At 69.5% G+C, this 25297-nt stretch carries 27 protein-coding genes; 17 read left to right on the top strand and 10 right to left on the bottom strand.

Features of this window, described 5'->3' with window-relative positions; genetic code table 11:
* The 5 genes from AB0G01_RS34690 to AB0G01_RS34670 form a co-directional block, all read left to right on the top strand.
* On the top strand, window positions 1-394 hold a 394-nt coding region (locus tag AB0G01_RS34690; RefSeq protein ID WP_360954985.1), incomplete at its 5' end, for a hypothetical protein.
* Between the two features lie 26 nt (window positions 395-420).
* Complete coding sequence (locus tag AB0G01_RS34685; RefSeq protein ID WP_360954982.1) at window positions 421-747, top strand: hypothetical protein; 327 nt, start codon at window positions 421-423, stop codon at window positions 745-747.
* A gap of 42 nt (window positions 748-789) precedes the next feature.
* Complete coding sequence (locus AB0G01_RS34680) at window positions 790-2076, top strand: hypothetical protein (protein ID WP_360954979.1); 1287 nt, start codon at window positions 790-792, stop codon at window positions 2074-2076.
* Between the two features lie 82 nt (window positions 2077-2158).
* Window positions 2159-4813, top strand: coding sequence for a hypothetical protein (locus tag AB0G01_RS34675; RefSeq protein ID WP_360954976.1), 2655 nt, complete (start codon window positions 2159-2161; stop codon window positions 4811-4813).
* A gap of 94 nt (window positions 4814-4907) precedes the next feature.
* A complete protein-coding gene (locus AB0G01_RS34670) occupies window positions 4908-5906 on the top strand; it encodes a hypothetical protein (RefSeq protein WP_360954973.1) in 999 nt (332 codons plus the stop codon).
* Between the two features lie 566 nt (window positions 5907-6472).
* Here the strand turns inward: AB0G01_RS34670 and AB0G01_RS34665 are convergent.
* Together AB0G01_RS34665 and AB0G01_RS34660 are read right to left on the bottom strand one after the other, a co-directional pair.
* A complete protein-coding gene (locus AB0G01_RS34665) occupies window positions 6473-6700 on the bottom strand; it encodes a DUF397 domain-containing protein (protein ID WP_360954970.1) in 228 nt (75 codons plus the stop codon).
* A complete protein-coding gene (locus AB0G01_RS34660) occupies window positions 6697-7548 on the bottom strand; it encodes a helix-turn-helix transcriptional regulator (protein ID WP_360954967.1) in 852 nt (283 codons plus the stop codon). Before AB0G01_RS34660 ends, AB0G01_RS34665 begins: the two co-directional genes overlap by 4 nt.
* Before the next feature lie 502 nt (window positions 7549-8050).
* On the opposite strand from AB0G01_RS34660, the gene AB0G01_RS34655 reads away from it, so the two are divergent.
* The 7 genes from AB0G01_RS34655 to AB0G01_RS34625 all read left to right on the top strand — a co-directional run bounded on the left by AB0G01_RS34655 (window position 8051) and on the right by AB0G01_RS34625 (window position 12226).
* Entirely contained in the window at window positions 8051-8314 is a 264-nt protein-coding gene (locus AB0G01_RS34655; protein WP_360954964.1) for a hypothetical protein, read from the top strand.
* A complete protein-coding gene (locus AB0G01_RS34650; RefSeq protein ID WP_360954961.1) occupies window positions 8311-8676 on the top strand; it encodes a hypothetical protein in 366 nt (121 codons plus the stop codon). The genes AB0G01_RS34655 and AB0G01_RS34650 overlap by 4 nt, the downstream gene beginning before the upstream one ends.
* A 1-nt stretch (window position 8677) precedes the next feature.
* Window positions 8678-8908 carry a hypothetical protein gene (locus AB0G01_RS34645; protein ID WP_360954958.1) on the top strand — a complete coding sequence of 77 codons (231 nt, stop codon included), beginning with the start codon at window positions 8678-8680 and terminating at the stop codon, window positions 8906-8908.
* Window positions 8909-10166: 1258 nt separating this feature from the next.
* Window positions 10167-10583: a hypothetical protein gene (locus AB0G01_RS34640; protein ID WP_360954955.1), complete on the top strand. Its 417-nt coding sequence runs from the start codon at window positions 10167-10169 to the stop codon at window positions 10581-10583.
* A gap of 79 nt (window positions 10584-10662) precedes the next feature.
* On the top strand, window positions 10663-11436 hold the full coding sequence (locus AB0G01_RS34635) for a hypothetical protein (protein WP_360954952.1): 774 nt from the start codon (window positions 10663-10665) through the stop codon (window positions 11434-11436).
* Between the two features lie 106 nt (window positions 11437-11542).
* On the top strand, window positions 11543-11920 hold the full coding sequence (locus AB0G01_RS34630) for a DUF6247 family protein (RefSeq protein WP_360954949.1): 378 nt from the start codon (window positions 11543-11545) through the stop codon (window positions 11918-11920).
* 24 nt (window positions 11921-11944) lie between these two features.
* On the top strand, window positions 11945-12226 hold the full coding sequence (locus tag AB0G01_RS34625; protein WP_360954946.1) for a hypothetical protein: 282 nt from the start codon (window positions 11945-11947) through the stop codon (window positions 12224-12226).
* A 289-nt stretch (window positions 12227-12515) separates the two neighbouring features.
* Here the strand turns inward: AB0G01_RS34625 and AB0G01_RS34620 are convergent, their stop codons facing one another.
* The 4 genes from AB0G01_RS34620 to AB0G01_RS34605 all read right to left on the bottom strand — a co-directional run bounded on the left by AB0G01_RS34620 (window position 12516) and on the right by AB0G01_RS34605 (window position 17461).
* Window positions 12516-13589: a DUF6744 family protein gene (locus AB0G01_RS34620; RefSeq protein ID WP_360954943.1), complete on the bottom strand. Its 1074-nt coding sequence runs from the start codon at window positions 13587-13589 to the stop codon at window positions 12516-12518.
* Between the two features lie 142 nt (window positions 13590-13731).
* The gene (locus tag AB0G01_RS34615; RefSeq protein WP_360954940.1) at window positions 13732-15351 is read right to left on the bottom strand and encodes a VWA domain-containing protein; all 1620 of its coding nucleotides are present in this window, start codon (window positions 15349-15351) and stop codon (window positions 13732-13734) included.
* A gap of 40 nt (window positions 15352-15391) precedes the next feature.
* Window positions 15392-16573 carry an AAA family ATPase gene (locus AB0G01_RS34610; RefSeq protein WP_360954937.1) on the bottom strand — a complete coding sequence of 394 codons (1182 nt, stop codon included), beginning with the start codon at window positions 16571-16573 and terminating at the stop codon, window positions 15392-15394.
* Window positions 16574-16750: 177 nt separating this feature from the next.
* The gene (locus tag AB0G01_RS34605) at window positions 16751-17461 is read right to left on the bottom strand and encodes a hypothetical protein (protein ID WP_360954934.1); all 711 of its coding nucleotides are present in this window, start codon (window positions 17459-17461) and stop codon (window positions 16751-16753) included.
* A gap of 290 nt (window positions 17462-17751) precedes the next feature.
* Here AB0G01_RS34605 and AB0G01_RS34600 point away from each other — a divergent pair, with 290 nt between their 5' ends.
* Window positions 17752-18069 (top strand): hypothetical protein, encoded by a 318-nt coding sequence (locus AB0G01_RS34600; protein WP_360954931.1) that lies wholly within the window; start codon window positions 17752-17754, stop codon window positions 18067-18069.
* A 93-nt stretch (window positions 18070-18162) separates the two neighbouring features.
* Entirely contained in the window at window positions 18163-18645 is a 483-nt protein-coding gene (locus AB0G01_RS34595; RefSeq protein ID WP_360954928.1) for a hypothetical protein, read from the top strand.
* 273 nt (window positions 18646-18918) lie between these two features.
* Here AB0G01_RS34595 and AB0G01_RS34590 read toward each other — a convergent pair whose 3' ends face one another.
* Window positions 18919-19335, bottom strand: coding sequence for a hypothetical protein (locus AB0G01_RS34590; RefSeq protein WP_360954925.1), 417 nt, complete (start codon window positions 19333-19335; stop codon window positions 18919-18921).
* A 126-nt stretch (window positions 19336-19461) separates the two neighbouring features.
* Window positions 19462-20826 carry a hypothetical protein gene (locus tag AB0G01_RS34585; protein WP_360954922.1) on the bottom strand — a complete coding sequence of 455 codons (1365 nt, stop codon included), beginning with the start codon at window positions 20824-20826 and terminating at the stop codon, window positions 19462-19464.
* A gap of 271 nt (window positions 20827-21097) precedes the next feature.
* On the opposite strand from AB0G01_RS34585, the gene AB0G01_RS34580 reads away from it, so the two are divergent.
* Window positions 21098-22015 carry a tyrosine-type recombinase/integrase gene (locus AB0G01_RS34580; RefSeq protein ID WP_360954919.1) on the top strand — a complete coding sequence of 306 codons (918 nt, stop codon included), beginning with the start codon at window positions 21098-21100 and terminating at the stop codon, window positions 22013-22015.
* 38 nt (window positions 22016-22053) lie between these two features.
* On the opposite strand, the gene AB0G01_RS34575 is transcribed toward AB0G01_RS34580, so the two are convergent.
* Together AB0G01_RS34575 and AB0G01_RS34570 are read right to left on the bottom strand one after the other, a co-directional pair.
* Window positions 22054-22812: a hypothetical protein gene (locus AB0G01_RS34575; protein WP_360954916.1), complete on the bottom strand. Its 759-nt coding sequence runs from the start codon at window positions 22810-22812 to the stop codon at window positions 22054-22056.
* Between the two features lie 314 nt (window positions 22813-23126).
* Complete coding sequence (locus AB0G01_RS34570; protein WP_360954913.1) at window positions 23127-23669, bottom strand: hypothetical protein; 543 nt, start codon at window positions 23667-23669, stop codon at window positions 23127-23129.
* Window positions 23670-24013: 344 nt separating this feature from the next.
* Here AB0G01_RS34570 and AB0G01_RS34565 point away from each other — a divergent pair, with 344 nt between their 5' ends.
* On the top strand, window positions 24014-24922 hold the full coding sequence (locus tag AB0G01_RS34565) for a ParA family protein (RefSeq protein WP_360954910.1): 909 nt from the start codon (window positions 24014-24016) through the stop codon (window positions 24920-24922).
* Window positions 24919-25275, top strand: coding sequence for a hypothetical protein (locus AB0G01_RS34560; protein ID WP_360954907.1), 357 nt, complete (start codon window positions 24919-24921; stop codon window positions 25273-25275). Before AB0G01_RS34565 ends, AB0G01_RS34560 begins: the two co-directional genes overlap by 4 nt.
* Window positions 25276-25297 lie beyond the last annotated feature (22 nt).

The raw sequence follows: 25297 nt of genomic DNA, 5'->3' as shown, positions 1-25297 counted from the left end.
CACCCTCAACACCTGGAACTACCTGCCGCTGATCGGCGTGGAGCTGGACCTGTTCGATCCCGTCGCCCTGGTCGCGCACGGCGTCTGGCCGATCCTCGCCGTGCTGATCGTCAACACGCTGCCCCGGATCTGGGCCGGGTTCGCCGACCTGGACCACGGCGGCCCGGTGGCCGATCCCGAGTTGGTCGAAGCCCTGGAGCTGGTGCGCGGCTGGATGGTCGACAAGCGGCTGCCGCTCAACCCGACCCGCATCCAGATCGAGCGCGAGCTGCGGGCCTGGGTCGCCGTCGGCGGTCGCCTGGTCGCCTGGGGTGACGCGAAGAAGACCGGCCCCGGCACCCGCCTCGCCCAGCGTGTCCACCGCTGCCTCACCGGCCGCACCGAACTGCTCTGACCAGCACAAATCAGGAGGAACGAACCGTGAGCAAGCTGACGACGGCCGAGGAGGCCGTGAACTTCTGGGCCCCGGAAGGCGCTCGGATCGACCGGATGCTGGCCGACCTGGACAACCTGCTGCCGCAGATCGTCGACGGGGCGTCCCCGATCACCGACGAGACCCGCGAGGACGTCGAGGAGGCGCTGACCCAGGCCCGCCTGGCGATGGACACCGTCCTGGGCGCCTACGCCCGCGTGCTGCACCACGAAAAGACGATGGTGCAGCAGTACCAGGCGCACGGGGCGCAGGTGGTGCACCGCAACGGGCAGACCGGCGGCTACCCGCAGCAGGGCCAGCCGCGCTGGCAGTAGCAGCCCCGGACAACGAGTGGATCCGCTGGAAGGAGGTGACCGGTGACCCAGGTAGACGAGCGGCCCCCGACCGGGCCTGCAGACGAGAACCCGAACGGCCGTGGGTTGGTGGCGTCGCGGGCATCGCTGCTGGCCGCCGGGTCGAGCACCGCGGCGACCGCGACCACGGTCGGCCTGCAGTTCGGGCCGACCGGCCTGGTCGTGGCCGGTGCCGTCGCCGCCGGCACCGCGGTCGGGGCGGCGGCGGTGCGGCGGTTCGCGCCGCGCACCGCCGAGCGTCTGGGCCTGCGTCGTCCGACCGGGACGCCGTCCCGGTCGGCGGCGACCGGCGGCAGGGCAGGTCGCCGCTCCGGTGCGGCCGGCGGCGGTGCGCGCCGGGGCGGCGGTCTGCTGGGTGCGAACCGCCGGATCGCCGGTGGCGCTCCTCGGCGCGGTGCCGGAGCGAAACCGGCTGGTCGGCGCGGTCTGGTCGGCGGCCGCCAGGGCGCCGGGTCCAAGCGCGGAGTGCTGGGCCGGGGCGGCAGGCCGAACGGCAAGTCCTCGACCAGGCCGAACGGTCGTGGACTGCTCGGCAAAGGCAGGCCCGGCAAGGGCAGGCCCGGCGCGGGCACCGGTCGCCGCAGCGGCGCGGGCCGTCCGACCGGGACGGCGAAGCGGCCCGGCGGCTCGACGAACGGCAAGAAGAGCCCGTTCGGGCGTGGCCGCAACACGGGGACCAAGCGCGGCAACGGACCGTCCCCCACCGGCAAGACCGGGCGCGGCGGCAACCGCCCCAAGGGGCTGCTCAAGCGCTCGGCGAAGCGGCGCAAGGACAACGGCTCGGGGTGGGAGGAGTACCGGGTCAACGGCAAGAAGGCCCGCATCAGGTGGGACGGGGTCGAGTTCGGCGACATGGCGGACGAGACCACCGGTACCACCACCACCGGCTCCACCGGAGAGCCGGCACCGGCAACAGCAGGCACGAGCTCGGAAGGAACGACGATGCCGAACCCCTTCGACAACCACAACGAGGCGCTGGCCACGGCGACCAGCAACCTCGACATCGAGAACGCCCGCGCGCTGATCGACTGGGTCGACAACGCGCCGGGCGCGGCGGAGACGCAGGCCGCGATGTGGAACGGGCACGCCCACAAGATCCAGGAGCAGATCCTGGTCGCGGGCGAGTTCGCCGAGGCGCTGCACGACTTCGCCGCCACCCAGGCCCGGCAGGCCGAGCGCATCCGCGAGGTCGGTGTGACGTTCCGCCGCGCCCACTCCGAGGAGCTGCGCCGGATCAACGAGCCCAAGCCGGGCGAGGACAAGTGGGACATCAGCAAGAACCGCGCGTAGCCCTCCCGGTGTGCCCGTCCGGCCGCTGATCAGGCCGGACGGGCACACCGGGACTCGAGACCCCGTGAGGAGAGCAGGACCGATGAGCACGCCGACCACCACCAGGCCCGTCACCGAGACGGAGTCCGCCGAGCCGGTCCGCCCGGTCAAGGCGCGACGAGTCCGGCGCAGCCCCGCCGACCCGGCGGCGCCCGCCGTGCCCAGCTCGGAGCGGCCGACGATCTGGGCGCTGATGCGGGGGTTCAACCCCGACCGGCGCTGGTTCCACCCCGCGCAGGCCGCGGTGTGGCTGTACGTGCTGGCCGCCGTGCCGATCTGGGCCGGGTTGCCCGCCTGGACGCTGGCCGTGGTCGGTGTCGCGGGCACCGCGCTCGGTGTGTTCGCCGCGCGCCGCGGCTACCCGGTCCGGCTCTACGGCCAAGCGCAGCGGCGCAACGCCCTGATCCTCACCGTCACCGCCGGGGTGATGGCCACCGCGTGGCTGGTGTTCGCCGCGACCGTGCGGCCGACCAACCTGATCGCCCTGGGCGCCCTGGTGCTCGGCGCGGTCCTGTTCGGCGGCGCGTATGCCCTGATCAGGACCCAGGCCCCGGTGCACAGGGCCGAGGTCGAGCAGCAGCGCGTCGAGCGCCAGGCCGAGGTCGTGGCCGTCCAGGAGCAGGTCGAGCAGCAGCGTGCGTTCAACGAGTGGGAGCAGATCCTCGCCGATGCCAAGCTGCCGGGCCTCACGGTGCGCGAGAAGATCGACACCAAGGCCGGGTTCACGCTGCGGCTGGGCAACCACCCCACCGAGGGCATCAGGTTCAGCGATCTCAAGGAGGCCCGCGAGAAGATCGCCAACACCGCCTCGCACCGGCTGGGCCTGCGGCTGTCCTCGGAGCAGATCCGGCCCGAGGAGACCGACAGCGCCGCGGAGTTCCTGCTGCACGTGGCCACCACGAACTACTTCGCCACGTCGATCCCCTACCCGCTGGACCGGCCGGTGGGCACCATCCGCAAGCCGATCCGGCCCGCGATCTACCAGGACGGCACCGACGTCGAGATCGGGATGCTGGGCGTGCACACCGTGATGGTGGGCGGCACCGGCGGCGGCAAGTCGGTGTTCACCAACAACGTCCTGGCCGACTGCACCCACTGCCTGGACAACCTGGCCTGGATCGCGGCCAGCGACAAGCTCATCCCGCTGATCTACCCGTGGCTGTTCCCGTGGTTCTCCGGGATGACCCGCCGCCCGGTCATCGACCGCGTGGCCGGGGAGGACCCCAAGCGGGTCCTGCGGATGCTCGCCGACGGCTACAAGGTCGCCAAGCTGCGCAACAAGCGCCTGGGCCCGCAGTCGAAGTTCGAACCGACTCCCCAGGACCCGGCGATCAGCATCTTCCTCGAAGAGGCGTCGGACCTGCTGATCGACAACAGCACGGTGACGATCAAGACGTTCGACGGCAAGGAGATGAACGGCTCCCAGCTCGTCAACGCCATCACCCGCGCCGCCCGGTCCGCCGGTGTCAGCCTCTACCTGATCACCCAGTACGGCCTGATGGACGCCCTGGGCGCGCACGGCAGCTTCGCCAAGCGCAACATCACCCAGCGCATCGCGGCCAAGACCTACAGCGCCCACGACGGCCAGGCGACCCTGGTCGGGATGAACGTCGACACCACCAAGCTCAAGAACCACACCATCCTGGTGCAGCCCAGCTCCGACGAGCCGCGCGTCATCCCCGCCAAGGCCTACGAGCTGGACGGCGTCGACCAGATCGCCCCGATCGCCGCCCGCAACACCGCCAACCAGCCGCGACTGCCCGCGTGGTTGCAGGCCGAGCTGGGCCAGGACTACGCCGACCGCTGGAACCCCAAGCACCTGCCCGAGCTGTTCGAGGTGATGAAGGCGCAGGGCTTCGACTGGCCCTCGCTGGAGTTCATCAACGCCGGCGGCGTCGACGACACGTTCGCCGCGCTCATGCAGGACGCCCTGCCGTCCGGCGCGGACGAGAAGGGCCAGGAGCAGCACGACAACGGCCAGGAAGTTCAGCAGGCCGTCGAGACCGCCGATGACGAGAGCACCGGCACCGCCACCGCAGCACCGAGCAAAGAGGAGATCGACAAGATGCGCAGCACGGCCGACCAGAAGATGGATGCCGCGATCGAGAAGTTCCGCCAGTGGGGATCGCTGGGCGAGACCATGACCAAGGTTTTCGAGGTCATCCGCGCCGAGAACGCCCCCGCCTTCGTCCCGGCCGACCGGCTCGCCTTCGTCATCGACCGGGTCGAGGAGAACGGCGACTGGGAGGCCGCCGGCCGCGAGCTGGCCGCCGAGCTGGCGGGCAACCCGTGGAAGCTGGAGACCACCACCCAGGATGGTGCCGAGGGCTGGACCCGCCAGGCGCTGCTCGACCGCATCAAGGTGTACCTGACCGGCGAGGTGGTGGTGCCGGGCCAGCGCCCGGCCGAGGCGACCGCCGAGCCGATGGCCTCGATCCTGGCCGCCCTGGAGGGCCGTGCCGACGACGACATGGTCGGCACCGGCGAGCTGACCGTGCTCATCGGCCGCGTCACCGCCGAGGACGACAAGACGAAGCGCACCGGCGCCGCCATCCGCCTGGGCCGCGAGCTGGGTGCCGCGCCGTGGTTCCTGGAGGCCCAGCGGATCCGCGAGGGCTCGCACTACCGGGTCGGCGAGCTGCGCAAGGCCGCCTCGGACGTGGCCGCGGGCATCGACCGCACCCCGGTCGCCGGCTAGTTCCCGGCATGACCCGAGGGCGGCTCGCCGGTGTCGGTGAGCCGCCCTGCGCACGTCAGGCCCCTACAGGACTCGCCGGACCGGGAGAGCGACCATGTCCAACCCCTTCGTCGGCTACAACGAGGCGCTGGCCACGGCGACCAGCAACCTCGACATCCACAACGCCCGCGCGCTGATCGACTGGGTCGACAACGCCCCCGGCGCAGCCGAGCTGCAGGCCGCGATGTGGACCACCTCCGCCCGCAGGATCTCGGAGAAGATCCTCATCGCGGGCGAGTTCGCCGAGGCACTTCACGACTTCGCCGCCACCCAGGCCCGCCAGGCCGAGCGCATCCGCGAGGTCGGCACCACCTTCCGCCGCGCCCACTCCGCCGAGCTGCGCCGGATCAACGAGCCCAAGCCGGGCGAGGACAAGTGGGACATCAGCAGGAACCCCGCCGCGAGCAGCACGACGGGGTCGACGAAGCCGACGAACCAGAGGTCTCTGCCCACGCTCCCCGAGGGATACGACACCGTGCAGGACGTGTTCGACTACGGCTACTGCAACGCCCTGGCCCTGGCGCTGCACGAACGGACCGGATGGCCGATCCTGGGCCTGCACGCACGCGGGGACGCGCACCCCTTCCACTATCTGGTGCGCCGACCGGACGGCCTGCTGCTCGACGCGCACGGCGCCCGCACGCAGGACGATGTCCTACAGCAGTGGGGAGAGGGCGCACCCGAGGGTTACTACGCGGTCCAGGAGCACACCCAGGACCGGCTCTGGGCGGACGTCCGGCGGGGCGACATGGAAGACCCTGCGGACGTGTGGCCGCTGGCGCAGGCCGTGACCACCAGGCTGGTGGAACTGCCGGTTGATCCGGTGGACGGCGACGCGGCGGCCGCCCAGGCACGGGTCGGGCGGATCGCCAACCCCGTGGTCGCGCGGACGGTGTTCCCTCCTTCCCAACCCCTGGCCGCGCAGCCCTTGGGCGAGGGCTCGATGGCCGATGTCGAGCTGCTCACCTACCCCGCCGGCACCCGACTGGTGCACAAGCTCGACGGCGACAAGTACGGCGAATACGACGACGAACTCTGGTCCGACGACGCCTAGACCAAGCCGGGGTGCGGACACCTCCCAACCCAATTTCATCACCTTGAGTAGCCACAAGGGCGGTTCGTCGATGCTGGCGGACCGCCCTTCGCACTCACCACGACCTGCCACGAACACAGTCCCGACCTGCCACCGGCATCTGCCGCACCTGCAACCTGCCACACCACCGTGACAAGTCCCGGGGCATAACCGACGTACCCGCTCATCTGCGGAAAGACGAGTTCGTGGCAGGTGTGGCAGGTCGTTGCAGGTCCGGGACCTGCCACACCGGGAAAGGCCCCTCTCCCCAGGTCGGCGTCCTCACGGACCCGTTCCCCGGCCGAGTGCCTGCCACCTGCCACGCACTTGCCACGACCTGCGACATCAGAAGAACGGTCACGAGAAGTGCGACCCTTTTCGTTTACGTTCGGTCACCATCGCTCGTGGCTTCGCTGATGATCGACGCGTTCGATTCGTGGCCCGAAGCCGCGGCTTCGGTCTGCTGCCAACGTGCGGTGGCGGTAGCCCGGACACGACGACGGCCGCAGTTCCCAGTGAAGCTGCGGCCGTCGTGTTGTGTGATGCGGTCAGCGGTCGTGGGAACGCAAGACCAGTCGCAGGGCGGCGAACTGGTCCTCGGTGAAGACCAGTCGGCCGGCGTGACGTGCCTTGGTGTCCTGGACCGCGACGAAACGGTGGCCCTGGTGATCGAGCCAACCGATCTCGACGCAGCCGGAGGTCTGCCCTGAGCGGCTGCTCTTGCGGAAGGCGGCGTGCGCGAAGTCGGCAGCGGTCGGATGAGGGACGTGGGTCACGCGGCTTGCTCCTTGATCAACCTGTGGATGAGGTCGGCCGACCGACCTGGGCTCGCCGCAAGGTCCGCGAGCTCGCCGAAGTTCGTGGTGTAGGCGGCGATGTCCGCGTCCTCGTCGTACAGGGTGCTGCGGAGCAGGGTCTCGACGTAGACCAAGCCCGGGTCGTGCACCTCGGGATCGGCGGGGAACCCCATGATCGTGAACGGCCCGTGTTGTCCAGGATGCGCGCCGACCTCGTTGAGCAGGACCTGGAGCGTGACATTGGGATGCTCCGCGGTCCTGGCCAGGTGCTCCAGTTGCGCCCGAAACACCTCGCGGCCGCCGACCGGGCGCAGTGCGGTCTCGCCCAGGACCACGTGCAGCTTGGCCCGGCCGATGACTTCCTGGCGGCGGATGCGCAGCACCGCGCGGTCGCGTACCTGCTGGTCGGTCAGGGTCTTGTCGTAGGCCCTGATCACCGCCTGGGCGTAGTCGGCGGTCTGGAACAGCCCGGTGACCGCCAGTGGATCCCAGAACAGCATGTGCGAGCAGCCCTGTTCCAGACCGATGTACTCGCGGAAGCTGTCCGGGCCCTCCTGGATGACACCGCGGTGCTGGGCTTCCTCCCACCAGCCGCGTTGACGGCTCAGCGATGTCCGCAACCACAGCACCTCCAGCCGGTCGGGCCTCCCGTACAGGTCGGTGATCGTCCGCAGGTCGGTGTAGGACGGCTGGTTGCGTGCGGTCTCCAGATGCCCGATCCGTGAGGTTGCACATCCCAGTGCCTTGGCCACGTCCTTGCGTTCGAGGCGCGGCTCTGTGGCCATCCGCAGTTGGAGCAGCTCCAGTGCGACCAAACGCTGGTTCACCGTGGGGTTCTCGCTCAGTGGCTCGACCACCGTTTGGTCGCCTCTCCTTCTCCCTGTACCCGGACAGCACGCGATCGGCGCACCGTGAGCTGCGCAAACAGTCACGATGTGCCGTGCGACACCACCCTTCCGGGTGCTTCTAAGTAGTCGCTACTAACGTTAGCGTCTACAAGTGCCGGTGAGGGATCGCCCAACCCGGCACAGCCGGGACGGCGGACCTTCGCGGCACGCATGTCTGGACAACACGTGGCGCTCATCCTCCCCCAGACCTTGGGAGGGGGTCCGCCGTCCCGGCCCACCTGGGGGGGCGTCCCCGGTCCAGGCATAACGCCTGAATTCGGACGACCGGGGCCACCACCTCCAAGCCGGAGGACTGGATCGTGTGGCGAACGATGCTCGACCTGGCGTGGCTGATCGTGGGCGCGTTGCTCGCGGGCGGCTGGACCGTGGTCGACCTCGCAAACTCGGCCCGCAAGTCCTCCCCGGGACCTCGGGGACGGTCATGATGAACCTGCTCCAGTACGTCAGGGCCCGCCGTCGTGGCGGGGTGTCGTGTCGGGACGAACGCGGGTTCCGGGTGTCGCTGGTGCCGGTTCCAAGGCCCAACGGCGACGGTATCGACCTGCTCACCGGCGATGGCGCCGCCTACCACCTGCGTCCACTGGAAGTCGGCCGACTGCGCGAGAAGATGCGCGAGGCGCTGCTGGCCTCGGAGAACACCTCCTCCGACGCGCACCACCAGGACTCCGGCCGGGAGGTCCGGTGAACGACGAAGTGATCGAGCACGCCGTCGACCCGTTGCCCTTCGACGCGGAACTGGAACGGCTGCTGGACGAACTACGCGGCACGTACCGGTTCCAGGTGATCTCGGTGCCGTGGTCCGGCGGGGTCGACGCGGGCCTGGCCCGCCACTACAGGCAGGTCTACCTGCAACTCGTCCTGCCGCTGCACAGCGTCTCCACCGTCCACCGGACGGAGGTCGTGGACGACCGCAACGCGCCGTCCCACCTCCTGCACAAGGCCGAGGAGCTTTTCAGCGGCTCGCGCACCGAAGCGGCGCAGTACCTGTTGGACCTGGTCAACACGCACCTGACCCAGGACACCGCGCCCACCGGGCAGGTGGGTTGACGTGGCCGGCGAGTTGGAACGGCGGGTGGAGACCGGCGAGTTGGAGATCCCGCTCGACGACCTGCCGCCCGAGGAGCGCCTCCAGGTGGTGCTGGATGCGCTCGGCGACGTCGGCGCGATCAAACGCCTGATGCAGCACCGCGCCGACAGGGGAGTGCCTCTCCAGGAGAGCAGCCAGTGGAAGCACGGCTCGTCCTGGGATCCAAGTGCGGACGAACCGAAAAGTCGCTGACCAGGAGGGCGCGGTCGCGCAACCGGTGCACACCCCCACCGGTCCGCGCGCCCCCTCCATCCCGGTGGCCCGGCCCGAACCATCTCGCGGGCCGGGCCGCCGCATTGTTTCCGGCGAACCAGTGCTGCGCATTGCCGTGGCGATGTACCCGGAGCTTCCCCCTGGCTCAACTACGCGATCGAGTCGACTCGGCCTGCCCTGGTTGCCGGCCGGGGACCAGCCCGGCGAAGGACGACAGGATCCGGCAGGTCGAGCAGCCGGATCAACCGCCGAATCAACTGGCGGATCACCGACCGGATCACTGATCGGTGGTTGATTCGGCGGTTGATCGCATCACTGATCGGGACCGCTGGTCCACCCTGCACTGCGGAGCGTTTTCCCTGATCAGAAGATGTTTGAGCGAGGACGGACGGTGCTCGCCGACTGCCGCGCAGGGCACTGGGACCTGCCTGTTTGAGGTCCATCTGGGTATGGCGAACCGTGCTGAATCGGCTAGCCTTCGACCTGTCCGGCGTCGGGAACTATCGCGATTGTCTTGCGGAGCGCCTTGGCCGTCGGACAGCACAACGGCCGGGAGACCGCCGCGTGATCCAGGTGTTTGCCCACCTGGTGCGACGACCGTCCCGGCCGCTGGCACGGGTCACCTACCGCTTACGCAGCTGGCCGGCAGCGAAGTGGAGACCGAGACCGAGGAGCCCGGTGGTCATGTAGACCACCGGGCTCCCGTCGGTCAGGACCGGCCCCGTCAGGGACACGGTCTCCAGACCGACAGCCAGGTGTTCACATGCCTGGGAAACTCGTTCTCGGGACCACCATCGCGGCGGTGAACCCTCGGTGTCGCCTTCTCCGTCCAACGGTTGATCGTCCTGCCCTCCCCGGTGGGTGGGCCCCGGTCGGAGCCCTGCCGCCCCCAACCGGATCCGGGTTGGGGGTGACGCCGCGGTGGATCAGGAGACCGGCCTGGAACGCGAAGCCGAACGCCGTGCGCGGGAGCCTATCAACGACACCCGCCAAAACACGGGGGTGCAGATCGCCCATGCTCCTTCCCGTGAGCCGAAACCGGGCTTGATCAGCGGAAACTTTTTCGACCTTTCACGCGTCTACATTGGGAAAACTTCTCAGGCGGATGAAGTCGTGCACCTCGTCGCCCCACCGGTCCCGCGCGGTTCCTCGCGGACGGCACCCGAACCGGTGGCCCTGCGGCGCCGGGGCGGCGTGTTCGCCGTTCGCGACGGCCCCGGGCACCTACCTTCCCGTCGTGCCGAAGAGCAGAGTGCGCAAGCCGAAGAAGAAGCAGCCACGCGGCGACGGACGCCGTCCTGCCAACCGCAGCGCCGTTCACAGCGGCCAGTTCCCCGACCAGACCAAGGTCGCGTTCTCGCGACCACCGTGGGACACGTACCTCTACACGTTGGAGGAACTCGACGCCGGAACGGCACCTCCCGGCGCGGAGAAGTTCATCGCGCAGGTCCCGTTCAGCGTCTCGTGGGGCACCGCCGAGGACCAGAGCTACACGTTGACCAGCTTCGCCAAGTGGATCCAGACGAGTAAGCCCCGCTTCGCGGGCAAGTCGCTGGAGGAGATGTGCGACGTCATGGCCGACCTGGTCGACCAGGGCTTCCTCTTCTGGGATCCGGTGAACCTCCGGGTGCTGCTCACCCTCCCCCGAACCTGATCAAGCTCTGATCTGCTCAAACATTTGGTCAGCGGCGCGTCACACCCGTTTCCCGGTCCGCTGTCAATACCGTATTGACATGCCGTCGCGAACCCCGCTGCAGGTGTCCGAGAGCCGTGCCGCCGAGCTGGTGGCCGCCGTGCTGGACCGCCGTCGCCGCAGCGGCGACCCGGATCTGGTGCGGGCCTCCGACGACGTCCTGGGCGTGGTGCGGCACGTCGCAGGTCACCGGCGGGTGGCCGCTGCGGTGCTGCACGAGGACACCCTGGACGCGCTGGAGCTCCTGGAGTACGCCCGCGTGAGGCTGCCCGCGCTGCCGGGCGCCTACGACGCGCTGGAGTACGAGCTGCTGTCGCGACGACGCGACGCGCAGGTGTCGTTGGCCGACGTCGCCGCGCGCTTGGGCGTGACCCGGCAGGCGGTCGATCTGCGACTGCGCCGCGGCCGCGCCGCATCCAACGGCCTGGCCCGCTCCGAGCTGGCCGACCGCGCCCACGAGACCATCCGACAGGAAGCGGCGCGCTGGCGGCGCGATCGGGCCCTGGCCGTGCGCACGGTCATCGTCGTCTTCGGCCGGCACGTCGACGAGCTGCGCGGCGACGGGCACCTGGTCGACCTGGTCGAGATCCTGCTCGCGCCCGATGACGACCGGCGACCGCCGGCGGTGACCGACCCGGTCACCGAGCAGGACCTGGTGCTGCTGCGCCGCGTGCTCGCGGCGGCGCGGGCCAGTACGGTGTTCGGGGCGCTGGACGGCGACAGCCGGATCAGGGCGGCGACAGAGCAAGGAGACCGGCTGATCAGGGAGTACGACGTGCTGACCGCCGACGTCGAGCGCTTCCGTCGCAGGTGATGCTCGCAGGGTTCGCAAGGATGCGAGGGTTGCGAACAGCCGTCCTCGTTCTGCTTCCCGTTGCCGCCGGCCCGTCGGAGGCTGCCGACGGCGCTATCGTGTCGGCATGGCCTCTCCCGCCGCTCCACTGCCCGAGCCCGGCCGCGCGCCGGACGGCGTCGAGCCTGCTCCGGAGTGGACGGGCGACCGGGACGCCGCTGCGGCATTCGGTTCACCGGAGGCGATCCGCGCGGCCTTGCTGCCCGAGCAGCAAGGCGAGTTCGACGCGGCCTACGACGCGGCGCTTACTGCGGCCCGTCAGACGCTGCGCCTGGACCAGCTCCACCACGTGCTGCGGGTGTGGCGTCGGGTGGCCTGGCTGACCCGGCAGGACCCCGACGCGCAGCGACGCACCTTCACGGCCGCCGCCGAGGTCGCGCGGGCCGGAGAGTCCCGGCCCGGCAGCGTGTCCTGGACCGACCTTCGCGCCGAACTCGGCGTCTGACCAACCGGGCGGTCTGGACTCCTCGTGGCGTACGCGCTCGACATCGACCCCGCCGCGCGCGAGCAGATCCGCGCCCTGCCCGTCGACGCCCTCGCCGAGCTGGTCCAGGCGTTCGAGGTGCTGATCCTCGTGCCCGAGCGCGGTGAACCGCTCAACCCGGCCAACCCCGACGGCGCGGTCCGACAACTGGTCTTCGGCGAGGGCAAGGGCCTGATCACCTACCTGCTGCTGAGCGACCAGGAACGGGTCGACGTGCTGGTGGTGATGTGGGTGTCGTTCGACTCCCCAGGTCCCGACCGGGGCTGACGGGCCGCCTGCGCCGGTGTGCAGGTGTGTCTCTGGTATTCCTGCACATGAGTCTGGGATACCAGCGGATCCCCCTGCACCGGTCTTGGCCTGCCAGTTCCGGGTGTGCAGGGGGTGGCGGTCTAGAAGGACCCCCAAGATGATCCCCAATGTGATCCCCCGTATGCACCCCCAACGGAAGTGCCCATAAAGGCGGATGATCACGGCTTTCCCCTGATCAGGATGCACGAACGCTCGCAGAGTTCGCATCGCTGCGACCCCTGCGAGCGTTCGCGGCTCGCTCACGGTTCTAGTCGTCCTCGTCGTCCTCGTCGTCCCCGCTGCCACTGGCCAGCAGGCTGCCCAGCTGGGCCTTGACGAGGTTGAGTGCCGAGTCGGTGTCGTCGAGGCTGGTCGAGAGCAGGGACGAGTGCTCGGCGGTGGCGGCCTGGAGGTCCTGGAAGCGGCCGTAGAGCTTCTGGATCACGGTGGAGTTGGCGCCGGTGGCCTGGGCCTCGGCGATCTCGCGGGCGAGCTTGTTCAGGTCGTCGGACGCCTTGGTGGTGAACGCGCCGATCACCATCTCGCGCATCTCCTCCTGGTCGGGCAGGGGGACGCGAGTCAGGCTGCTCTTGGCCCCGAACCGGCTGACGAGCGCCCGCAGCGCACCCAGGGTGTCGGCGTGCTGGCGGTGCACGAAGTAGACGCCCCCGGTGGGCCGCACGCGGATCGGGTTGAGGTGCTCGATGTAGTTGCGGACCACGGTGCGCAGTTTGTCGCCGGTCATGAAGGCGCAGCGGTGGCGGTAGAGGTTCTCCACCTCGCCCAGCAGCTCCCTGACCCGGAGCTGCTCGCCCTCCGGGAGCGCGGCGATGGACGTCTGGTCCGGGACGATCCGCAGATCGCCCGCGCCGGCCTCGTCGCGTTCGTTGTCGCGGAGGAACACCAGGTCGGCCATGTGCGGGTCGTAGTCGAGCTGGGTCTGCTCCTCGTCGCGGACCTCGCGCACGACGTGGCGGACGATCTTCTCGCCGTCGCGGCGGACGTGGCGGATCATCAGCGTGGCCTTCGTGCTGAGCATGTTGCGGCGCTGGATGGTGCGCCAGTCCGCGGCCGGGTCGTCCAGGGCGTAGGTCAGGCGCACCCCGTCCGGCCCGGTGACCTTCTCGAAGGCGTCGATCGGCCGCAGCTCGCCGGGCAGGAAGTCCTCGTCCAGACCCAGCTCGGCGAACCAGGTCTTCAGGTTGTTGTGGCTGACCTTGCCGTCGAACACCGAGTACAGGACCAGGTGACCCAGCAGCGGGGTGTCCCCCGACTCCAACGCCGCGGTGTAGGCGTCGAACCCGGCATCGCCGGTCTCGACCTCGGTTCCGGGCTGGTTCATCGTGATCCCTTCTACAAAAACGGACGTTTTTGCTAGCGGCAGCCTAGCGGGTGGGCCGCCGTGACGCGAGTAGATGCTGTTCAGGGAGTGCGAGGGCTGAGAACTGTGCGAGGAGTGCGAGTCTTCGCACCCCTCGCAGGCGCTAGATGGTGCGGAACAGGTCCGCGGTGCTGTCGGGCTTGGTGAGGTCGTCGACGGCCCGCAGGTTGTCGCACAGGGCGTCGAGGACGCCGCCGGACTCGGTGGCCGTCCGGGGTGCGCGCACGGCGATGCCGAAGGTGCGGAAGTCCAGGCGGGCCTTGGCCTCGTTCCAGGCGCGCATCCAGTCCTCGTCGACCTCGCATTCGCCGTCGGTGACCAGGACGATGTCGCCCTTGGCCTTGCCGTCGGCGTTGAACTCGGCTTCCAGGATCTCGACGGCGGCCGACAGCGGCGTCTCGAAGTCGGTGCCACCGGCGAAGAAGTGCTCCCCCAGGTCGATCAGGTCGGTGATGGCGACGGGTCGGCCGGCGGGGAAGCGGATGACGTGCAGTTCGTGGGCGCTGGCGAACAGCACGGCCACGAAGTCCCGGCGCGGGTTGGCGTTGCGGGCCTGGTCGAGCAGGGCCAGGGCGGCGGCTTTGGCCCAGGCTTCGCCGCTGATGCCGTCGCGGCCGCGCAGGGTCATCGACCAGGAGCAGTCGACGCAGGCCACGATGGCGCCCTGGCCGACGTTCTCCTCGCCGCGGGTGTCGTAGAGCATCAGCCCGGCCTCGGCGTACTTGGCGGCGAACACCGCCCGCAGCTCGGGCACGCCGAGCTGGGCGATCTCCGAGGGGATCACCCGCGACAGGTCGTCGCCGAGGGTGATCCCGACGTACTCGCCTGGGGCGTGCTCGACGCGGCGGGCCCGCTGGGCGGTGGCCATCTGCCGGAACCGGCCGATCAGCGCGGCGAACTCCCCGAGGCGGCCGTCGCGCAGCCGTTGCGCCAGGGCGGCGCGCTCGTCGAAGTCCATGCGCTCCAACTGCCCCGGTCCCACACCCCAGGCGGCCATGAGCGCTGCTTCCTCGCGCGCCTGCTCGGCGGCGTCGGCGGCTGCAGCGCGGGCCAGTGCCCGCACGCCGGGCGCGGCGGCGGCCAACGCCTGCTCGGCGCCCCCGGCGGCGTCGGCGGCGGCCTGGTCGGCGGTCTCGGCGGCGGCGATGGCCTGCTCGACGGCGGCGGCGGCCTCGACGGGGACGGTGCCCTCGTCGTCGGCGACGTCGGCGGCCTGGTCCAGCGCGGCGGCCACCGCCGCGGCGGTGTCGGCGGCCTCCTGCTCGGCCTCGGCCTGGGCGCCGGCGGCGTCCTGGGCGTCCTGGGTGCGCTCGAGGATCCGGCGCAGCGCGTCGGCCTGGGCGAGCACGGCCATCGCCGCGGCGACCGGGTCGCCGACGGTCTCCCGGCGCAGCTCCTCCCACTCCGGGGAACCCAGCAGCGAGGTCACCACCTGGTGGTTGACCAGGCGCGCGGGGTCCATCCGGTCCCGCTCGTGCACCTGCGGGGTGGTCTTGTAGGCGGCCAGCCACACGTCGCGCAGCAGGTCGGTGGTGTGGTCGTGGCGCTCGGCGAGCTCGTCGGCCAGCTCGCGCAGCGGCGCGGCCTGGTCGTGGATCTCCCGCCAGCTCATCTGGTCGAACCGGTCGGCGGACACCGCGCCGACCTCCTTCGGCGCGGCCGGGGTCTCGGCCAGGCCCAACCACCGGCCGGCCCGCCGGGCCAGGTCTTTGAGCTTGCTCACCGCACCCATCGTTGTCCCTCCTTTCCGCTGTCGTGCCTGATCAGAGCTGCGCGGAGACCATGCTTGCGTCCACGCCCAGGGCCTCTACGAGCACGCGGGCGTGCACGGCCTTCTGGCGGGCGATCACCCGGTCCACGGTCGCGGTCGGCCGGCCGGCGGCGACGGCCTCCTCGCGCATCTTGGTCAGGCGCTTGCCGGCGCGGGCGAGCTTCTTGTTGGCCTCCTTGATCGCCCACTCGTTGAGCTTCTCGCGGGATTGGCCGGCCTTGGCGTCCAGCTCGGTCTCCAGCTCGTTGACCGCGTCTTCCAGGTCCAGGGCCTCCTTGGCGTCGGGGGAGACCAGGGTTAGCACCTCGCGCTCGACGGTCGGGCGCTGGGTGGGCGAGTCCCACAGCACGGTGGTGAGGATGGCCAGGTCGGTGTCGGCCACCTCGTCGCGGCCGTCCAGCCACGCCGACGCCTGCAACAGCCGCACTGCCTGACGCCACCGGCGGTCGCTGGTGACCAGTTCGGCGCGGCGCAGCGCCACCCGTAGCGTGCAGATCGCGTCGACCACCGCGTCCGGGACCGCGACCGCGGGCACGTCGACCTCGACGGCCTGGCGCAGCTCCTCCAGGGTCACGGTGGTCCGGGTGGTCGCGGCCTTCGTATCGACGGCGGAGCGGACCAGGGCCGCGAAGTTGCTGGGGTCGGCGAGGTAGCCGACCTCGACGCGCACCAGCAGCCGGTCGTAGATCGCCGCCAGGTCCTCGCCGTTGGGCAGTTCGTTGGACGCGGTGATCGCGCTGATCAGCGGGCACTCGATCGGATCGCCCCCGGCTTCCGGGTGGTAGGTCCGCTCGTTGAGGAACGCCAGCATCTCGTTGAGCGCGGCCGAGGAGCACTTGAAGATCTCGTCGACGAACGCGATCTCGCACTGGGTGGCCCGGCCCTCGAACACCTGCCGGTACTCCCCGCGCGACAGGGCGCCGACGTCCACGGGCCCGAACAGCTTCTTCGGGTCGGTGAACTTGCTCAGCAACACCTCCCAGTAGCGCGCGTCGCTGATCCGGGACGTCAGCTCGCGGGCGAGCTGCGACTTCGCCGTTCCGGGCGGCCCGAGAACCAGGGCGTGCTGACCGGCCAGCACGGCGACCACCAGGGCGCGGATGACCTCCTCGCGTTCATAGAACTGCCCGCCCAGCTCCCCGACGATCTGCTGCAGACGCTCTGCCGTGTTCACCGGCAACCCCTCCTTGCTTGTCAAAAACGGCCGTTTTTGTAGTTGGGTGCGAACGTTAGCAGAGCTGCGAACGTTCGCACCCGCGCGGACTGCTAAGTCGCCCGGATGGACTATCATGGCTGGTCATCCTCTGCGAACGTTCGCAGCTCTACAGCGAAGTAGTGGCTGTTCGCAGCGTTAGCCAGCGTGGCCGAGTCGCTGCTTGGTGGCGGCGTGGATCGCTCCGCGGGTGACCTCTGCCTGGGGCTTGGTCTTGTCGCCGACGCGGGTGCGGTCGTAGTCAGCCAGCAGGGCATGGACCCAGTCGTGGGCCAGGTGATGCTCGAACTCCTTCGGCGGCTCGTGGGAGACGATGACCCGGGCCAGTTCGGGGGTGTCGATGAGCAGCCACCAGTCCCAGATCCGCGTGCGGTACTCGTCGATGACCTCGCGCAGCCGGTGGAGGGCCTGGCGCTGTTCGTCGGCGAGCTGGTCGGCGTGCGGTTCTTCCTGCTCCAGGAGCCTCTCCAGGGCCGGCTGCCACAGCGTGTGGTTGGCCGAGAGCCACCGCAACGGCCTGGCCTGGTCGGCCAGGTCCGGCCACCGCTTGCCCACAGCCCACCGGGAGACGCCCAACTCCTGCCCGACGTCGGCCAGCGATTGCCCGGCGCCCAAGGCGAACAGGATGGCCCGCCGCTGTTCGACCGTGAGCAGGTCCTCGACCAGCTTCCCGATCCAGCGCGCCTCCCTCACGATGTGGCGGGAAGGGGCATTGACGGGGGCGATCTTGGCGTTGATCCAGGCACGGAGAGCATGAGCGACTGCGGCGCGGTGCGGCTCGTCCGCCTCCGACGGGATGGCGGTCACCGGGTTGTCGACCGGTTCGATCAGGTAGGGGTCAGAGGTCATTTCACCATCTTGTCATTTGGTGAATTGAATTCACCATAGCCCGACATGGTGACGGCCCAGTGGTACTCCGGGCGGAATCTCGCAGCGTTCGCAGGGCTCGCACCTCTGCGAAGTGTTCCGAGGTCGTGTCGCCCGGTAGCCCTCACGTTGCGCGGGCGGGCGACGAAACTCTCCGCCCGCGGGCCGGCCCCGTCGTCAGCACAGCCAGCGGCACCGGCACCACCGTCACCGAGACCTCTTCCCCAATCAAATTCGAACATGCGTTCGATGATGCCGCTAGTCTTCGCCACATGGACTTGCAGAACATCGGCCGGGGTGCCCGGCCGGACGCCCGCTTGCACCGCCGGGTCGAGCACGCGGTCCAGGTCGGTGTCGTTCCCGCGAGGTGTAAGCGCGGGCTGCACCATCTGCACGGTGACCGGTACACGGCCAGCATCACGGACGGCGAGCTGCGGGTGAGCTGCGCGGCCTGCTTCGCCGAGCCGAACCCGGACCATTCCTGGGTGCTCACGTTCGACGGGCCCGCTCCTGACCGCCTGGTCCTGGACGACGCCCCGTACGCGAGGGCTGAGCCGCACTTCGTGCAGCGACCGGTGTCTGCGCGCTGACCAGGCAAGATTCTCGCGTTTCTGCGAATGCTCTCAGAGCTGCGAACGGTGCTACAGCCTGAACGCACTTGGTATGACCGCTACGGTGCCGACATGGCCGGATGGTTCCGACGTCGTCGCCGCACCCGCCCCGGCAACGGCACGCCGGTCGAGATCGACCAGGCCGCGGTCGACTCGGAGTTGGCGCGGTTGCCCCAGCAGACCTCGCGGGAGGTGGCGCAGGACTGGCTTCGTGGGCTGACCCTGCTGGGCGAGGGTGGCCGCACTCTTCAAGAGACGCTCGACTTGATCACTGAGGTCAACCAGGTCCGCGCGCACGTCCTGGCCCTGGAAGGCCCGCTGTCGGCGCGGGATTCGGCGGTCCTCCTGGCCGGTCTGGAATGGACCGCACGAGCGCGCAGCCGGCAGGCGGGGGTGAACCTGTTGGTCGAGGGCCTGCTCATCGAATGGCTGTGCCAGGCCACCGGCCGGACTCGCACGCACGTCGTCCAGCAGTTGGCTCTGGAGATCGACCGTAGGCTGCCACTGGAACAACCTCACGCAGATGGTGATACGACCGACCCGCGCAGCATGTGACCACCGGCCGTGCGATACGCCGACAAGCGGGTGCGCCGCGGAGTGGGATCGCGCCGAGGCCGTGGTCGGGCTGTGCGGGGGGACTGCCGAATCGCGGTGCGGGTCGATTCGCGGGTCTGGGCCGAACGCGCCGACGAGCAGTCGCGGCTCAGCGGTCTGACGGCCAGCGACTCGTCCGTCCTTCAATCTCGCAGATGTGCGAGAGGTGCGATTGTTAGCAGCTCTACGAACGCTGCGTTCGCAGGGCTGCTGTCTGGCGGGGCGGTGCCTGGGTCATGCTGTCGAGTCTCGATCCGAACGACGCGCCAACCGACGGATGCCGTGCCACGCCGTCCTGGCCATGTCGGCAAACTCGCTGATGATGATGTCGAGGTAGCCGGTGGGCTCCAGCAGCGCGACGGCTTCCTGCCGGGAGATCGGGTGCAGCTCGACATCGCGGTAGGGCGAGGCGTCGCCGCACTCAACCTGGCACGCCGCCATCTTCTCGTCGGCGAGCATCTTCGACGAGATCGCGCTGGCGGTGCTGCCGTGCCGCCTGGTGAGGCTGAGCTGGACAAGGAGCTGCATCTCGCGCTGGTGCTGGCACGCGGTCGACCGGGTCTCGGCGGTCGCGGTGAGGTTCTTCCGAACTGAGGAACTGCCGGTCTCCGGGTTGTCAGCCGGCTGCGCCCGGTGGCGATCAGAGTTCATGTCACCATTCTTCTACTTGGTGATTCAAAGTCACCATACGTCGATACGGTGATAGTGAAGCACCCGTGCCTCGCCGTCCACAGAGGACTGCGAACGTTCGCAACCCTGCTAACCCCAGGTGCCGGTCTATTTCTCCGGAGGCAGGGTCACAGCAAGGAAGTCGTTGATCCACTCCTTGTGGTCCTTGAACCCTCCGTCGGTCACGAGTGAGCTCCGCAGAGACCTCTTCGTCACGGCGGGAGGGATCTTCAACTCTCGTTCGGCCTGGCCGACGATGGCCCCGAAGAGCCTCGGCACCCGGTCAGGCTTGTGGCGAACGAACCAGCCGAGCAGGCGGCCGGTGTTGGGCATGAAGCTGGTGTAGCCGATGTCGATCGCGTAGTCGCGATGGCGGGACAGTTCCCACAGCACCGTGTATTCCAGGGCGTCGGCAAGGGCGTCGAAGGGCACCGTGGAGTCCAGGTGCAGCGCGGCGCTCCAGGCCAGCTGGTCGGCCACCGATCGCACAGCCTGCTCGTTGCGGTGGGGACGGGACCAGCGACGGCGAGACGCGGGCTGATCCCAGAGGGCGCGGAAGACGACGCCGGACAGGCGTTTCCACAGGGTGCGGAGTCCGGGTGCAAGACGGTCTTCGGCGTCGCCGCTGAGCACGGCGACCACGTTCGACGGCTCGCGTCGGCGCCGCTCGACCCAGTCGAGCGCCACCGGACGCGCCCACCGTTTGCGGCCGCCGTCGGTAACCTGCGGCGGCGGCAATTCAGCCTCGTCACGGGCGATGTAGGCACGCAGGGTCGAGGCCGCGATACTGGCTTCCCGGGCGAAGTCGTCGATTCCGAGCAGGGTGCCGTCGGCCAGTTCCGGGGCGTTGAGCGAGACCACGCACCGCTGCGGTGGCAAGGCGTCGGGGTACGCGCTCCGACGTGTCGCCCACAGCGCGAGGTCGTGTCGCCACTGCTCCGCGGCGACCGCGACGTCCGGGTCCAAGTGCAGCACTTTGTGCAGTTGTCCGAGGTCGGCCTGGCAGCCGCTGTCGAGCAGATCCTCCGCAGTGATCGTGGTGGGCTGGCGTACGGGCCGGCGCATGTAGGCCTCGGTGGACAGGCTGAACACCTGTCGGGGGCGGTACCAGGTGTTCCCGTCCCACCAGTAACCGCCGAGCCGGGTGAGCAGCGGCCGGTCGCCGAACCACTCGCTGTGCGCAGACGCGCCGTCGCCGCCTCGGTAGAGCACGACGCTGCGGCCGTGTGCAGGATGGTGGTGCACCACCCAGGAGTAGGAGTGGTTCTTCGGGTCGGTGGTGAACGCCATCCACTCGCCCGTCTCGTCGTCGATGTCGAACCGGCCCCACATGCCGGAATCGGCGTGGCGGCCGATGCCCTCGATCGCCTCCGGGTCCCCCACGGGAATGTGGCTGTCGTCGACGAAGGGCAGATTCGGGATCGGGTGGTCGGTGCGGATCCCGTTGGCGACAGGCTGGTCGTCCCAGGCCACTGGGCAACTCCTCCCCTTGGTCGCTGCAGATGTCTACAGCGCTGGTGCTGCGGAAGACTACAGCACTCTCGCTGTAGTTCGTTACAGCGAGTCGGCACGAATCCGACCTTCTTCTGATACCTGTAAGTATCAGAAGTAGACTGCCGGAGTGACTTCCGATACTGCCGACGCGGCGAACCTTCAGGGGACCGGAACAACTTCCGATATTTCGGACCGTACCGGCGCGGGAGCGGCACCCGGACCGCGTCGCGGTCCGGGTGCGCTGCCGACGGTGGTGCCGGAGGTGTTCGCCGGGCTGTTCGCCGGCTACCGGGAGGCGGTGTCGCGGCCGGGTGGCCCGCTGGACGGGGACACGGTGCGGGCGTACTGCTCGCGGGTACGGCAGTTTCTGGCGTGGCTGGCCGACGCGGTGGAGGCGGGCGCGGTCGACGGCGACCCGTTGACCGATCCGGACGTGCGGAACGGGGCGGTGCGCGACTACCGCACCCACCTGCTCACCGTGGCCAGGCGGAAGCTGTCCACGGTCAACGCGCACCTGACGGCGGTCGACGACCTGTACCGGCACCTCGGGCTCGGCCCGGCGGTGGTGAAGCGGCAGGAGGTGCCCAAGGCCGCCCCCCGCGCCCTGGACGACCGGGCCCGCACCCGCTGGCTACGCGCCGCCCAGCGCGCCGACCCGCGCGGCAAGGCGCTGGCCTACATCGGCTATTACGCCGGACTGCGTGGCGGCGAGGCGGTCGCCTTGGACTTGGACGACGTGCGGATCTCCGCCCGCAAGGGCGTGCTGGTCGTCCGCTACGGCAAAGGCGGCAGGTACCGGGAGGTGCCGCTGCACCCGCACCTGCGCACCGCCCTGGACGCGTGGATCGACGACCGCCCGAAGTGGCGGGGAGCGAAGGAGAGCCCGGCGTTGTTCCTCAATCGGCGCGGCGGCCGGTTGTCCACCCGCGGCGCCTATGACGTGCTCAAAGCGGTCGCTGCGGACGCGAACCTGGAGTTCGGCCGCGACGGCGACCTCACCCCGCACGCGCTGCGCCACACCACCGGCACCAACCTGGTCCGCGACGGGCAGGACATCGTCACCGTCGCCGAGATCCTGGGCCACTCCATCGAAACCGCCCGCCGCTACAGCCTGCCCACCGAGGCCGACAAGCAGGCCGCGATCGAGCGCCTGGCCGTCGACGAGTGATCCGCACCGTGCGGGCCGGCACCACTCCATCCTGTCGCTCACACGGCGATGAACAACTGGGGCAGCGCCTCCAGCTCCTCCCGCACCCGTCGATGGCGTTCCCGACGCGCCCTCTCGGCTTCGGTGGCCGCGGCGTAGCGCTCGTAGAGCAGGTCGGTGGTCGCCTCGAACTCCGCGACCTTGGCGGTGAAGGCCGGCAGTGCCTCGGACAACTGCCGCTCGGCGGCCTGCACACCCGAGACCATCCACGAGGGCACATCCCCGTTGTCGGCGCGTTCCAGCATGGACTTGCGTTTGTACTGCAGGTCCAGCCAGACCTTGGCCGAGGCGTTGGCGGCCTCGGCCAGCACCAGGTCGGTGCGGAATCCGTGGCCGGTGTCGACGTTGATGCCGTCGTACTGGTTGAGCAGCCGTTCCACCGGGGGTTTGCCCTGGAAGTACGGCGTCCTTCCTGTGGTGATCAGGTCGTGCACGCAGGAGGTGACGAACCGGTCGCCGTCCTCCGACCAGAACGTCTGGTAGACCGGGACCACCGTCACGAAGCTGCGGCGCAGGTCCTCGCCGTCCTGCCACACCACGTGCCAGTGTTCCGACATGTTGGCGCACTTGTCCGGGTGGTAGTTCACGACACCCCAGGGCTGACCGGCCAACATGCCCTCGTCGGTCACCACCGGCACCTCGCGCAACTGGCGGAACACCGCGAGGGTCACCTGCTTGCCCGAGACCGTCAGCGTCTTGATCTCGACACTGGCGGTGGTGATCGCGGCGTTGCGAACGGTCAACGGCGGCTTGGACACGTCCAGCCCTTCCTCGAAGTCGACGACCGGTCCACGTTACCGACACACCGTGTCCGCGCCGCCACCCACAGTGCCGCACCCAGTCGATGGGCCCGTCCGGTCACAGCAGGTCGATGCGGCCGAGTTCGGCTGGACTTGCCTGAGAACGCTCGCAACGTTCCTAGTGCTGCGAACAGTGCGAGCGACCATCCTTAATTTCAGACAACACTGACATAATGGAGAAGATTGCAGATCATCTGGTCGCGGCCCGGTAGCGGGTGGCTGCCGGGCCGCGTTCGTTTAATTCGCCAGAACTGCCCATGCTTGGCGACTGCTCACACCAGGTGACCCTCTTGGCGGAGGAGCCGGGCAATCATCTCGGGGGCCATGCCCTGGTCGATGAGGCGGAAGAGCATGGTGTCACCTCGCACCACGACGGCCAGGTGGTGAGGCTGGACTCCGAATTCTCGGAGCAAGCCAGCCAGAGCCGCGTCCTGACCTCGCATTCCCGCCCTCCACCAGACGACGGCCTCGGCGACCTCGAACATCTGCTCGGCCCACTGGCGGGCGATCACGTCGACGCCGAGTTCTCCGGGCCACTGCCGGTAGGCGGCCTCGGCGTAGGCGTCCGCCTTGGACTTCGGACGCCGGGCGTCCGACGGGATCGACCGGAGTTGCGCGTTCCGTCGCTCCTTGTCCCGGTGGGCTTCGCGGAGACGGTCGGCGTTGCTCGCGCTGACCACGGTGTCAGGCGTCCGGGCGAAGACCTGCTGAGCCCGACATAGTTCGCGCATGGCGCGCCAGTCCCGCCCGAGTTCCTCAGCGAGCTCCTGCAAGGTGATGGTGTTGCCCTGGGCAGGCGTTGGTGGTTGCTGCACAGTCCTCCTGTCGTTCGGATCGAACGATTGTGCACCTGCCCACCGACACCAGCGACGATCCTCGAACAGGATCGACTTGCTGGTCTCTACTGCTGTCGCTCGTGGCGGTGTGCGCCGCCCCGCTTCCCCACCACATCGGCTGGCTGTACGGCGACGTCCGGTACCGCTCGCCAGACGGACATCTACATCTCTCGCATTGTTCGCAGAGCTGCTAACTAGCATCGCTGTTTGAGCACTTCAGAAGCGTTTCATTGCCTCGCACTGGACCAACAATCCTGTTCTCAGCGTTCGCAATGCTGCGAAAACTCGCAGTGTTGCGAGTCGCGCCGGTACGCTCCCGGGCCATGCACACCACGGTGGAGCTCAACCAGAAGGGCGGCGTCGGCAAGAGTGGCTTGGCCGCCGGCTCGTCGGGCGCTCTGATTGAGCGCGGCCGCAAGGTGCTAGCGATCGACCTGGACCCACAAGGCCACCTGACCACCGAGGCGCTCGGCCTGCGCGAAGCCCCCTCGGGGCCGGACGCGGTCAACCTGGCCAACGCCCTTACGGGCGACTACCAGGGACCGGTGCGCGACCTGCTGGTGCTGCACTCCACGCACCCGTCCGGCGGCGAGCTGTGGGTGCTGCCCACCACGCTGGACATGTTCCTCGTGGTGCGCTCCCTGTACTCGCGGGTGAAGAAGATGGAGGAGCGGCTGCACTGGCTGCTGGAGGCACTGGTCGAGGAGGTAGCCGCCGCCGCCGGTGAGCGTCCCTTCGACCACGCGGTCGTCGACTGCCCGCCGTCGCTGGACATCCTGACCGACAACGCCCTGGCCGCGGCCGACGCCGTGGTGATCCCCGTCGAGCCGGACCGGACCTCGATCCGGGCGCTGCGGCTGCTGCTGGCCCAGATCCGTGCTGTGGAGAAGGAGTTGCGGATCCCGGAGCGGCGCCTGCTCGGCCTGGTGCCCAGCCGCTACCGGCGCCCGCTCGCTGGCATCGACAAGTACGTCATGGGCGAACTCGAAGCCCTCGCTGCCCGGGGCCTGCCGATCATCGCGCGGTTGCCGCTGGCGGCCAAGGTCAAAGAGGCGTGGCTCAAGGGCGTCCCCGTCACGATCTACGCGCCGGACGCACCGATCTCCGAGCAGTACCGGCGCGTGGGCCTGGTGCTCGACATCGCCGCAGGCCTGGCCGACGTAGAGGAACTGCGGGCGCTGCCCGAACTGCCGTTTGAGGGCAACTTGCAGGAAGAGGTCATCACTTCGTGAGCAGGGACTTCAGGGCCGAGGACCCGCGTGCGGGTCACGACCCACTGGCCGACATCCTCAGCCAGCGCGGCAGCCGCGCCGGGGCTGAGCCGCCGCAGCAGCAGTCGCGACGCGCCCCGGCCAAACGCCGTGCCAACGGCACGACCCGGTCCTGGTACCTGCCGCACACCGTGGCCGACTCCTTGTCGCAGGCGTGCGAGCAGCTCTACTTCGACCTGCGAGGCACCAAGGAGAAGAGCGAGATCCTCGGCGTGCTCATCATGACCGGGGTGGACAACATGGCCAAGGTTCGCAAGAAGCTCGGCCTGCCGCCTGCACCTCCGGCATCCGAGTCGGCCGGTTCACCGGCGTAGGCACCAGTCGATCTGTTCGCAG

This window comes from Actinosynnema sp. NPDC023587 (assembly GCF_040640215.1).
Classification (GTDB): Bacteria; Actinomycetota; Actinomycetes; order Mycobacteriales; family Pseudonocardiaceae; genus Actinosynnema.
This window is presented reverse-complemented; position numbering and strand designations above follow the sequence as displayed.

Coding starts and splice junctions, on each gene's coding strand:
- AB0G01_RS34605 (WP_360954934.1), bottom strand. CDS start 17,461: ATGACCTCTGACCCCTACCTGATCGAACCGGTCGACAACCCGGTGACC.
- AB0G01_RS34670 (WP_360954973.1), top strand. CDS start 4,908: ATGTCCAACCCCTTCGTCGGCTACAACGAGGCGCTGGCCACGGCGACC.
- AB0G01_RS34675 (WP_360954976.1), top strand. CDS start 2,159: ATGAGCACGCCGACCACCACCAGGCCCGTCACCGAGACGGAGTCCGCC.
- AB0G01_RS34565 (WP_360954910.1), top strand. CDS start 24,014: ATGCACACCACGGTGGAGCTCAACCAGAAGGGCGGCGTCGGCAAGAGT.
- AB0G01_RS34655 (WP_360954964.1), top strand. CDS start 8,051: ATGATGAACCTGCTCCAGTACGTCAGGGCCCGCCGTCGTGGCGGGGTG.
- AB0G01_RS34630 (WP_360954949.1), top strand. CDS start 11,543: ATGGCCTCTCCCGCCGCTCCACTGCCCGAGCCCGGCCGCGCGCCGGAC.
- AB0G01_RS34620 (WP_360954943.1), bottom strand. CDS start 13,589: ATGAACCAGCCCGGAACCGAGGTCGAGACCGGCGATGCCGGGTTCGAC.
- AB0G01_RS34590 (WP_360954925.1), bottom strand. CDS start 19,335: ATGAACTCTGATCGCCACCGGGCGCAGCCGGCTGACAACCCGGAGACC.
- AB0G01_RS34595 (WP_360954928.1), top strand. CDS start 18,163: ATGGCCGGATGGTTCCGACGTCGTCGCCGCACCCGCCCCGGCAACGGC.
- AB0G01_RS34600 (WP_360954931.1), top strand. CDS start 17,752: ATGGACTTGCAGAACATCGGCCGGGGTGCCCGGCCGGACGCCCGCTTG.
- AB0G01_RS34635 (WP_360954952.1), top strand. CDS start 10,663: ATGCCGTCGCGAACCCCGCTGCAGGTGTCCGAGAGCCGTGCCGCCGAG.